The organism is Pseudomonas sp. NBRC 111133 (assembly GCF_001320605.1).
Lineage (GTDB): Bacteria > Pseudomonadota > Gammaproteobacteria > Pseudomonadales > Pseudomonadaceae > Aquipseudomonas > Aquipseudomonas monteilii.
The window spans coordinates 1-11,196 of the sequence record NZ_BCBJ01000099.1 but is presented as its reverse complement, the minus strand read 5'-3'; the positions used below and the strand labels follow the sequence as shown (position 1 = coordinate 11,196).

7 protein-coding genes and 2 pseudogenes are annotated in these 11,196 nt (G+C 55.0%); 3 read left to right on the top strand and 6 right to left on the bottom strand.

Annotated elements, in window-relative coordinates:
• Nucleotides 1-452: pseudogene (locus tag APH36_RS31810) on the top strand (recombinase family protein); the annotation flags it as partial.
• A gap of 81 nt (nucleotides 453-533) precedes the next feature.
• Nucleotides 534-989 (top strand): hypothetical protein, encoded by a 456-nt coding sequence (locus tag APH36_RS23375; RefSeq protein ID WP_023383814.1) that lies wholly within the window; start codon nucleotides 534-536, stop codon nucleotides 987-989.
• 60 nt (nucleotides 990-1,049) lie between these two features.
• Here APH36_RS23375 and APH36_RS31805 read toward each other — a convergent pair whose 3' ends face one another.
• The 3 genes from APH36_RS31805 to APH36_RS23360 all read right to left on the bottom strand — a co-directional run bounded on the left by APH36_RS31805 (nucleotide 1,050) and on the right by APH36_RS23360 (nucleotide 7,279).
• On the bottom strand, nucleotides 1,050-3,614 hold the full coding sequence (locus tag APH36_RS31805; RefSeq protein ID WP_060500581.1) for a hypothetical protein: 2,565 nt from the start codon (nucleotides 3,612-3,614) through the stop codon (nucleotides 1,050-1,052).
• Nucleotides 3,611-6,145, bottom strand: a complete 2,535-nt coding sequence (locus APH36_RS23365; protein ID WP_023383812.1) for a DNA topoisomerase — start codon at nucleotides 6,143-6,145, stop codon at nucleotides 3,611-3,613. Before APH36_RS23365 ends, APH36_RS31805 begins: the two co-directional genes overlap by 4 nt.
• A gap of 141 nt (nucleotides 6,146-6,286) precedes the next feature.
• Entirely contained in the window at nucleotides 6,287-7,279 is a 993-nt protein-coding gene (locus APH36_RS23360) for a hypothetical protein (protein WP_004574787.1), read from the bottom strand.
• Between the two features lie 286 nt (nucleotides 7,280-7,565).
• On the opposite strand from APH36_RS23360, the gene APH36_RS23355 reads away from it, so the two are divergent.
• On the top strand, nucleotides 7,566-8,261 hold the full coding sequence (locus APH36_RS23355; protein ID WP_224459423.1) for an XRE family transcriptional regulator: 696 nt from the start codon (nucleotides 7,566-7,568) through the stop codon (nucleotides 8,259-8,261).
• Between the two features lie 48 nt (nucleotides 8,262-8,309).
• On the opposite strand, the gene APH36_RS23350 is transcribed toward APH36_RS23355, so the two are convergent.
• The 3 genes and pseudogenes from APH36_RS23350 to APH36_RS23340 form a co-directional block, all read right to left on the bottom strand.
• Nucleotides 8,310-9,431 (bottom strand): DUF3150 domain-containing protein, encoded by a 1,122-nt coding sequence (locus APH36_RS23350; protein ID WP_023383811.1) that lies wholly within the window; start codon nucleotides 9,429-9,431, stop codon nucleotides 8,310-8,312.
• 115 nt (nucleotides 9,432-9,546) lie between these two features.
• On the bottom strand, nucleotides 9,547-10,611 hold the full coding sequence (locus APH36_RS23345) for an AAA family ATPase (protein ID WP_023383810.1): 1,065 nt from the start codon (nucleotides 10,609-10,611) through the stop codon (nucleotides 9,547-9,549).
• 125 nt (nucleotides 10,612-10,736) lie between these two features.
• Nucleotides 10,737-11,196: pseudogene (locus tag APH36_RS23340) on the bottom strand (VWA domain-containing protein); the annotation flags it as partial.

Genomic DNA, 11,196 nt, shown 5'->3' with positions numbered 1-11,196 from the left:
AAGGTCGCCTGAGCGTCAGCGCGATCGGCGAGAAGCTGCACATCTCCAAGAGCACGCTGTACAGCTACCTGCGCCACCGTGGTGTCGAGATCGGCGCGTACCAGAAGAGCGCCAGGTCACGCGACCAGCAGCCTTCGGCCGCGTCGCCGGCAGAGCCGCCCGCCGCCGAGCGGGTGGCCACCGTCACCCTGCGCCTCGCGGTGGTGAATAACAGCAAGTTCGTGCGCGGCCGGAAGCGGGCCACGGAGAACATTGAGCGCTACTGCCTGGAGCCCTATGGCATGAAGCGGCTGGATGCCGGCCACTATGAGTTGACCATTCCGTATCGGAGCGACGATGAGCTGGACAAGAGCGTGCATGACCTGCTGACCGAGATCAGCCAGGAGGCCGACATGCGCAACTGTTTTGTCGAGATGGGCGCCTGGGAAGAAGACACCGAAAAGCGTTGGTAGGGCTTACGTTGGTTTTTGGTTCCATTGCTCCCCAAACCCCAATAACGCACCGCGTGGTGCTACTTTAGATGAGGACTTTTTATGGCTAACCGCAAGACATGCACGGACAGTGCATCTAACGAGGCAGCGCTTCTGCAGGTGTTTGCCACCAACACCTTTCGTAAGGTCATCTTTTTTGCTAGCCCAGATACGGGCGGTTCGCGCAAGGATGGCTCCGAAAACAACTGGCCATTGATGGCTGTGTTGGTCGAGGACCAATCAGGCGAGCTCGACGTTTATGATGGGGATTTCCTTACTGCTACTCGTTACCCGCGCTACCTGGAAGTTAAAGCCGTCTTGGATGCGGCCCAGGCTAGTAACGGCAATGTGTTTTATGCCACAGCTCCACTTCCTTTCACTTCGGGCAAAGGAGAGGATGCAGCTGCGTTGGACATGCTCTCAGTTCAAACCGACGTATTTGATCAGTCGACGCGAGCAAATTATTTCAAACTGCTGAGCCGTTTGACCGAAAAGCAGTACGCTCAGACCTACGACTGATCATGGCTCCCTGGCTTTCTTGATGTCAGCCAGGGAGTCATGATCAGAGCCGGCAGCTCGTCAAAGGTCCAGCTGCATCGGCGCCATCGGAATGCCCACCATTACCACGCCTGGCTTAGGCTCGACGGTAGGCAACTTCCCCGCCCGAATCAGCGTGCTCAATTTCAGTTTTGGGTCGTAGACCATCAGGTCTGACTCCAACACGTAATCAAACCCATCTCTTGTCCCACAAATCGGTATTTCTTCCGCTTTTACTGCTGCGCGGATACCCTCTAGCTGCTCAGCAGGGCCTGGCTTTTTCTTCCTTGGTGCAACGAATGCAGTGAAGTTGGCGCCTGCCTCTTCAAGAGCCCTGAGCGCTGCGGATTCGGCAGCAGGGCTTATCCTTTTCGTTGGGGTTGCATCAGGATCAGGTATGGCTACCGCCACAGGTGCCGGCGCCGGTACGCCTAGATCACCATCATTGTGTATGAGCGAAGCGCCCGGCCCTTCTTCTCCTGCAGTTGAATTCACGCTTTGCTCGGCTGTGTCCACGATCGAGGATTCACTGGGCGCGAATGCGCCGAACACATCATCCACATCATCGACGTCATCGCTCCCTGAGTGCCCAGGTTCTATGGCGAGAAAATCTTCCTCCAGTTCCACCTCCTGCCCGGGACCGAACGAGCTAATCGACAAGCTCTGCAGGTCCTCATCTAGCAAGTCGTCATCTGCACCACCACTCATGAGCGGGTCATCATCCTGCGCCGCTAGCGCTTCAGCGGAGATACCGGATTGCGTCCCTGGAACGTCACTTTGCTCGGAATCACCGCTTGCAGCGCCGGCGAGCGCAGATGTTGCGTGCTCGGTTGAGTCGACTGTTGGAGCATTAGGTTGAGGAACACTCGCGGTATCAGCTATGGGTTGACTAAATCCTTCATCAGCCCGAACTTGTGGTGCTGGTGCTGGTGCTGGTGCTGGTGCTGGTGCTGGTGCTGGTGCTGGTGCTGGTGCTGGTGCTGGTGCTGGTGCTGGTGCTGGTGCTGGTGCTGGTGCTGGTTGTGGCTTCACTTCTTGCTTGCCGGCGATGTTCATCTTCGCGGCGATTTCAGCACTGAAACCACGGGCAACGATCTCCCGAAGCGCATCTGCTTCAGTGATTCCCAGATTGTGCGTGAACAATGGGCGCTCGATATCCAGCTTAGTACCCATGTTGGGTAATCCACTGAGGCCCGCAAGCTCGGGGGTGGTGGCAACTGGCACGACAATAATGCAAGGTTCCCAGGTCGTGAGGTGAGCACCCGTTTGTGCGTTGCGCAACGATACCGAGTACATCGGCAAAAATCGGCTCATGTCGGCGTGATTATGTCGCGAGTACAGCAGCCCCTTCTCTTGGAGCGTCGTCATAAGATTGAGGGTCATTCGGTACCGACCATCACCCTCCTCCAACGACCAGCCCATTTTGGCCAAGATGAGAGATCGAAGGTCCTTTTCCCGGATGACGATCAGTCCATCGTGTTTCTGAGCAATCTTCAGCGTGGAATCTTTGGCCTGGTCACCGGTGCCGTTAACTCTGCCGTACTCCGTCATGATCTCGACGAAGCTGTGATAAATGGCATTGGACTCGTCTTCTGAGATCTCGTGATCACTCAGCGTCTCGGTGATGCTCGACTCGGCCATGCCGGTCTTTTTGTCAACCAGGATCAGGAACTCCATGAGCGCCGTCATGCGGTCGTCCAGGCTGAGGCCATTGCGGTCAACCGGGAAATCGCTTGGGTGGTGGTAGTGGGCGATGACCAGGTTCACTGCTTGTCGATCGCGTGCAGGTAAGGCCCAGTATTCCGGGAAGCGTGCAAGAATTCTCGCACCCAGGGCATCGTGCTGGATCCGGTTGTCATCCTGCGGTGTGAGCGCTCCAACCTCCTCCTGGGTCTTAACACTGCCGTCGGGTAGGAGCTCATAGGCTTCCAGCTTACCGATGTCATGCGCCAGGCCCAGAATGGGGATCAGCGGATCAGTGGCGTCAAACCGATATTCCTTGTTTTTCAGGTCAATGATTTTGAATTTGGGCTTGCCCCTGGCCTTTACATAAACCCCGTCGAATACGTATGCGCCAGCATCCTCCAGTGCGGTATCTGCCACGGCCAGACAATGCTCCCAAAGCCGACGATTTCCGTGCCCCCCCTTGCGATGCGATGCAGGGAAGTGCGCATGTGCGGAATAGGTGTCCCAAATAGCCCAGAAAAACGCTACATGTGCCGGCCACTTCTTCTCATTGGCAGCAACCCAAGCCAGCACTTTTTCACTGCCGATGGGGAGACGCTTTGACGCTACCTCGATGCGAGGTAGCGCTGAGGTGGGCATGGGAACCTTGCCGAGCGTCGATCGGGCGCCGTTGAGGATGTTTCCTTTCTTGCCGGCGTATAGCTTGTTCAGTGCTGACAACCTGGTGAACCAGATAAACCAGACACCGATGATCAGACCGGAAACAACGCCCAGGATCCAGTGTGAGACGTTATAGCCCACCAGAGGCCAGTTCTCTAAAAACTCCATGGGAGAACCGCCAAAGGCTCGGGCCGTAAGCAGAAGCCACCAGAAACCGAACACGATGGCCGTTGCGCGAATGACCTTGTTGTTGGCGTTCACAGGAAAGCTCCGCTGTCTGTTTGGACCGTAGGTGACGGCGCCCCGTCTGAACTGGCTGGTTGTTCCTTCGGAACCGGGGCCCCGTTATTGTCCTTTAATGTGTTGGAGCACCCACCGCCCCCCTTCACAAAGCCACTGCAACCCCAGAAAGGAGACTTTTCAGCGTTCCGCAGGTACATGGGTTTGCCGCAGAGGTCACATGGAAATGACTTCGGCCGCTCCACTGGGTCGCCGTCGCGATCGTTCATGGTGTGATTGCACTGCTCTCGATCAACGCAGGCCCAGAAGTGCCCTTTGGGGACTTTGATTTTGCGCATGCCGCCTTGGCATTTCGGGCAGGAAACGACATTACCTTTGGAGTCCCGGGTATTCGCCGTCGGGTCGAAGTAAAACTCGACCTTGCCTGTGTCGAGCAGCTTCAGCCCGGCCTCGAACTTGGTGGATTTCTTCGGATTGACAAAGCCCTTGAGCCCAAGCACTACCTTGTCCCGGAGCAAGGTTTCTGCTTCCGATACTTTCAGCATGCGACTGGCAATCTCCCGCCATATGGAAAATCCGCACTGCCGCTCGCACATGAACGTTCGGGCCTGGATCTCAACTGCGCCGCCGCAGGTGGGGCAGAGAGCGCCAAGCTTCTTGACCTGGACACCTGCGTATTTTTTCTTGATGGAGTCGAGGATTTCCGTGGTCAACTCTGCAAGCTCGGATTTGAAAGCGTCACGCTTGTACGCCCCCTTTTCCATCTGACGGAGCTTGTGCTCCCATTCCCCGGTGAGAACTGGCGACGTAAGGGCATCGATGCCGTTGTCGACCAGGAAACGGTAGACAGTCATCCCCTTTGCGCTGGGAGCAAAGTACTTCTTCTGCTGGATGAGATAGGGCTCTTTTTTTCGGCCTGCGCCGTCCTTGGTGGATTGGAGCGATTCGATCATTGCAGAGCGCGTGACCGGTGTACCCAGCCCCCGCTCCTTCATCGCCTCACGAAGGTCCTCATCCTCTACCAGGCGCCCTGCCGTCTCCATCGCGCCCAGCAACGTGTCCTCGGTGTACCGTTCTGGAGGCTTGGTTTTGAGCATCTTCAGCTCCATGCCCAGCGGAGTGACTGACTCTCCTTTGACGTACCGTGCGAGCTCTTTCTTGTCGTCGGAGTCACCATTTTGATCGGTTACGTCCTCGACGATCCCGGCTCCGTAAACCACCATCCAACCTGGGGACACAAGCACACGACCTGTCGACCTGAAGAGCTCGTCAGCCACCGTCGTAAGCCGGACAGTCACCGAATACTCAGCTGCTGGATGGAACACGGCAATGAAGCGCTTGACGATCATGTCATAGATTTTTTGAACGTCCGGCTCCAGGTCCCCAGCTCGCTTTCCGGTTGGAATGATAGCGAAGTGGTCCGACACCTTCGTCGAGTCAAAAATCTTCTTGTTGGGTCGTACCCAGCCTTCATCGAGCACGCGCTGCGCGTGATCTGCATAGGGGGTTCCAGCAAACATTCCCATGACCTTCTTCGTGTCGTTGATTGCGTCATCGGGAAGGTAGGCAGAGTCAGTCCGCGGGTAAGTAGTGAGGCTGAGCTCCAGGTAAAGTTTCTGGGCAATCTCCAGTGTGTATGCTGCAGAAAACCCAAGCTTGCGGTTCGCCTCTCGCTGCAGCGAGGTGAGGTCGTACAGCTTGCCAGGGCCCGTCTGGGCCGGCTTGACTTCATCCACCACACTGCTCGGTGCGACTCCAGAGCACTTGCTGATCAAAGCATCGGCTTTTGCTCGATCCATGATCCGGTGCTGGGAGCCACCCTTCTGCTCAGTCGTCTGTGGTGCCAACCACTTGCCGGTGTATTTACCAGCAGCAACCCCAAAGCTCCCGTGAACCTCCCAATAGGGCATGGGCCGGAAGGTCAAAATTGCCAGCTCCAAAGCACAAACCAAGGACAGCGTTGGGGTCTGCACGCGGCCAAGCGGGAATATCTCGGCTTTAGCAGTCTCTCGCTCATAGAGGCGTGAGATACCCCGGCTCGCGTTGATGCCGACGATAAAGTCGCCTTCGCTTCTGATCTCTGCTGCCATGGCGAGGTTGTCGAAATCTGCGCCTGGCTGCATGTTCTTGTACGCCTGCCGGATAGCGTCATCGACCATGGATCTCATCCACATCCGAAGCATTGGCTTTGTGCATCCAGCCATTTTGTAGATGAGCCTGAATATGAGCTCGCCCTCGCGGCCGGCATCGCACGCGTTCGCAACAGCGGTGACGTCAGGCCGACGCATTAGGCGTTGCAGCACGTTATAGAACTTGGCCTTTGGCTCAATGACCCTCAGGTCGAATTGATCTGGGATCACAGGCAGATTGCCGATGTCCCGCCCTCCCTTGGCCATTTCCTCTGAATGGATTTCAACCAGGTGGCCGGCAGCGGGGGCAAGAATAGCGTTCTCGCTCTCCAGCCATGATTCCACCTTGCTGAATCCTCCGACCGCTTGCGCGATTGAGACCGCTACGGTTGCTTTTTCAGTGATGATCAGTGTCTTGCCCATGCGGACTAGCCTTCCAGTGCAGAATTACATTTCTTCCAAGCTGCCGGCCTAGCCAGACGGCTGCTGGGTGAGAAACAAAAAAGCCATCGACTCCAGTGCTGGATCTCGATGGCTTCACAGAACGAGGTGAGGCGGCCGCTGCTATGCGTCTTGTTGCTCACCTGGAGTTGCAGGCGTGCTTGCCGAGTCGGAACCAAAGGCCGAGGCGAACATGGCGCTGCGCTCTGCATCTCCTTGTTTCGGCTGCGGCGCCTGGGTACCGTGGCCCTTGAAGAGCTCAGCCGCCCAGCTTGGCACGATCTTGATGTGGCCAGAGTCCGGGAGCACAGGGCCTGGCATGTCCTTGGCCTGAATGAACGGAATTTTGGACACTTCGGCGATCCCTGTTTCACCATCCGGCAGGGAGATTGCCTTTACGTCCATACGGAATTCGCCGTTGACGATGATAGGCATGCCGCGGGCGAGTTTCTCAGACAGCGGCTGCAGATTACGGCCGTACCAACGAACAGGGATGCAGGCATCGGTGTCCTTCGACTGCCGAATCAGCACGACCAGGCGGTCGTTGATTGGAGTACCGTCTACGGGATGTTTGCGGTTGCGTTCCAGCGACTTGGCTTGAATGAAGCCTGCGATACGGATCTGGTTCGAGGCGTTCTTGTTGAGATCCATTGCCTTCCAATCGAACGAGTTGAGACGGTCTTCTGTGCCAGCGCTGGGTAGACTCTCCAGCTGTGCCACAGAATCCGGAGTACCGGAGTCCTTTGCCGCTGCGTGCACGGCTACATCCCATTTCCGCATGAAGTCGTCTCGAAAACGCCCTCCAAGGTGCATCAGGTTTGGAGCTTCGAATCGGATGCTCTTCACCCGTGCAATACGGTTATCACCCTCGATGGCGCCATCGGTGTGAACGAACGCCATGATGAGGTCCCACTCCTTGATGTCCTTGGGGATCGGCGACTTCTTGGGATCGTAGTGGATGGGAAGCATGTGGTTTTCCGCCCGGGTCTGCTGGATGTAGCAGATCCCCTTGACCGGATCATTCAACCGCAGGACGCCGGCGATGTAGCCAGAGTTGAGCATCCCGTTTGGATACGAATAGGAGTCAGGCTTCCGCTTTGCGTCCTGGGGCAGCATTGAGTACCTCGATACGTGAATGGCTTGGTTTTCTCAAGAATACGCAACACGTACCAATAATACAAGGCGAATCAAAATGCACTTGTCGCGTGCTTGGCGGTCACAGAGCTACCTGCAAGGGGGCACATCCAGCCCAAAAGTCTCTTTTTCCACCGGAACAAGAGATTTGAATCTTGTTGTTAACTGTGTAGAATCTTTTTTAAATTTATACTGGATTTCTCTGCTTTATTTGTTTAGGGAGCGTCCTGAATCGTGTTAGACGCCGCGACCAACCTGGAGCCGCACAATGCCCAAAGCTAGCGACAAGACCGCAAGTGAATCGACAGGACGGCGGTCTCAAGCGCCCGCCAAAGCACCAGCAAAACCAGCTGCAAAAGCTGCGGCGAAGCCGGTAGCTAAAAAGCCTACTGCAAAAACGCAAGCCCCTCAGGCTGCTACGCCTAAGAGGCCTCGTGCTTCTGCCAAGGCCAAAACAGCAGTACCAGAAGATAAGGGACATGCAGCAGTCGAAACTCGGAACACTATGCCGGGCTCTCGCCTCGTCAAGATGATCAAAAAGGTGATCATCGATCGTGGACTACCTGATCGTGCAATTGCCGATGTCATGGGTATCACGGTCATCTACTGGAACTCCCTGGCTAACGGGAACCGCCAGATACGATCGCTGGGTAAGGAAAAGCTGCAAATGGTGGCTGAATTCCTTGGCCTCCCCCTCATCCAGGTTTACAACCTGGCTGATTTCTTCACGCCAGAAGATTTTGTGTACAAGAAAGATCTTGATGAGCAGCTCTGGCTGTCGATCGAGAAGATGGGTAGTGATCCTACCTGGGCGGGCTATATCCCGAAGCCGGATGAATGGGCGCAAACGCCTCTCTCCGTTCGCATGACCATGGTGTTGCTGTATGAGCAGCTCTCTGGGCGCCAGCTGTTGGCTAAGGCCGAAATCGAGCTGCCTGGTGTGCAACCGCCGCCGGTGGCTTAATTTGCGGGAATAAAGAAACCCCGGTCATTGACCGGGGTTTTTTTTGGGTTAGAAGATGAACGGAGCCGATGGTGGCTGCGAGGTGGTGTCCGATGGCACAACCTTTTCAGGCTCTACCAGGGTTTTTTCAGGTTCAGCCGCAAAGAAGAGGTTCTCCTCTGTCTTGCGACCAGTTGGAAGTGGCGGAATCACAGAGACCTCAGGAACGATGGTAACTTCATTTTGTTCTGCTTGAGGATGAATAGTTGCAGATGCTGAGCTACTGAAGAAGACGTTATCGTCAGCAACAGCCGGCGCTGAATCAGAAGCCGATACATTCAAAGGATCAAACTCGGTGGCATGTTCTCCAAGGATTTTTTCAGGATCCATGCAGAAGGACAACAAGCCAGATACTTGGATGTAAGCAACCCCTTCAATGCTCGGTCCGCTCGGAACAGCAGCCAACACCGATGCACACATTTTCTCCAAGTTAGAGAATTTGCTTGAAAGAACGCTCATAGCTTCAGCTTTGTCCTGAACCCGACGGATCAAACCCAGGATTCTCGACGTCGTTTTGCCGTTGCCCTTGCGAGTCCAGGAGCGATTTACATCTTCCGCGATCTCCAAAGCGGCCTGGCCGACTAAGCCTTTAACTTCCGTTTGAAGTGCATCTTCTTCGCCAAAGTAGCTGGTGTTGCTGATACGAATCGCCGAAGTGTCAAAGGTCAACAGTCTTTCGAGCACTTGTGCCTGTGGAGCATGCTGGCGGATCAAATCTGCACGGGATTTACCACCTGGTGTTGTAACCGCGTTTGCAGGAGAGCTAGCCCACTTCTCCACCAGGTCCGGTAAAGTGTTTAGGAAGGAAGCCTTTTCAACCAGATATTTTCCTTTGATCGCATGCAGCACTTTTGCAAGCTCGTCTGCGTGTTGGGTGGGTACAAAGTATCCGCGGATACGATTGTTTACCTTTCGAGAAACCCCTACTTTAAGGATTTCTCGCTTGGCTTCCGATCGGTATTTGTTAACCCAAGCGAATGCGCCCGACGGCAGCATGCGCCCGACCTCGCGGATGAAGTCATCCCCATCTACAGTTTTCTCACCGGTGCTTCCACCAATGATGACGTCAAAAAGCACTACATCCTGAAGGATGCTGATGCCCAATTCATCGGTTTGCTTGGTAGTGCTCATGGTGGTTCTCCTGAAATTGAAAGAGCGGGTCCCTTGCGAAAGACCCAGTGACAGGAGATGCCTCACAGGCACCCATAAACGAAAAAACCCCGGCGAGCCGGGGTATGGTGAAGCGTTAGACTTTTCCGACGATCGTCGACCAGGTGCTCAGGATCGCAGCAGCCTCATCGTGCGGTGCGAAGTCCAGAACTGTCACTTGCAGAGCAAGCTTCTGGCTTTCTTCAGTCGTTTTGCCCATCTGCATGAGGAGCTTGTAGTTCATCGCCCAGTTCAGCACATTACGGGTTGTAATGGTGAAGTTGAAGGCCATCCCCCCTGCCCCAGCATCCTCGTTGAGAGCGATGAAGTTCGCCCGAACTTTGGCTGCCAGGGTTGCCATGGATTTTGCAACCAGTGGATCAGTATTCGTCTGGTCTACAATGAGGTTGGCTTCACGACCCTCCTCCATGTAGGTGCAGAACATCGAATTGAAGCGGTCCATCGTCGCGATGTTCATTTTCTTGGTACCCCTGTAGCCAGTAGCGCTACCGCCTTTGCCGCCAGCAGACCCTTGGCCGTTTGTGTTGCCAGTAGCAGCGATCAAGCATCCAGGAGCAATCGGGATCACTTCGTTGGTCTGATCAAGAAAGATCGGCTTGCCATCCAGAATACCGTTGAGACCCATCTGGATCTGTGGTGGTAACTGATCGAACTCATCCAAGAGCAGGATGGAGTTGGGGGTTTTAGCCCATTGGCACACCTTCCCATAGATCCACTTCATGCCTTCGGGGCCGCACAATTTCCAACTGCCGAAGAGGTCAGAAAGAGTGGTTTCCTCGGAACATTGAACGGTGAAAACCGACCTGCCCGTACGGGACGCAAAGGCCTCGACTAACGTGGTTTTGCCGGCGCCGGTTGGCCCGTAGATGTAGGTCGCTTTCTTGATGGATGCCTTGAAAAAGTCCTGTGGAAGTCCTGCTGAAGCTGCCCAAAGGATCAGGCGCGTAAGCAATTCATCGTCGAAGCTGTAAGGTACGATTTTTGGTGTGAAGCGTGTTTCAGCAAAGATCTTGGTCTGCATTCCATTGAAAAATGGTGCTGTTGTACCGAAAACCTCTGGTGCTAAACGGACTTCAATTGGATTGAGGGTGTCGATTCCAGCGTCGAGTTGCGGGTCGTTGATGTGTTGGAAAGCAGTCATGGTCAAATCCCCAGTAGGCAATGGATGGCCTCTTGCGAAGGCCTGGTACAAGGGGATGCCTAACACGCGAGTAGAAACATAAAAAACCGGACTCCAAGGAGTCCGGCTGGTCTTTCGTTTTGGCTCTATACGATACCCTGCTTCAACGCTGCAAAAACGGCTGTCGCGAGGTCTTTGTCGGATTGTGCCACTCCACAGGCCAAACCCAGGTCAGCGTAGCGTTTATGGTACCCATCACCGATCAGGACGAAGCGTACTTCGATGCCCATCAGCATTGCTTCATCAACGGCTGAACGCAGCACATCGCTATTCCCAGGATCCCCGTCAGTAACCACAATCAGAATTCTGCGGGCCTCCGGTCGATCGATGAGTTTCTTGAGCGCCCAGACCACAGCAAGGTGAGTTTTCGTACCATTTTTGGGCTCAGGGCTGTACCGTTGCAATGTACCGGCCCAGCTCTCTTCAAACCCATGCCATTCACGAACTACTGTGTTGTAGGTAGCAATTCCAAATGGAATGGCCGAGTTATTCAAAACTTCACCTACTGCCACCGAAACCCGGTTGCAAGCTTCCTGTGCTGAGATC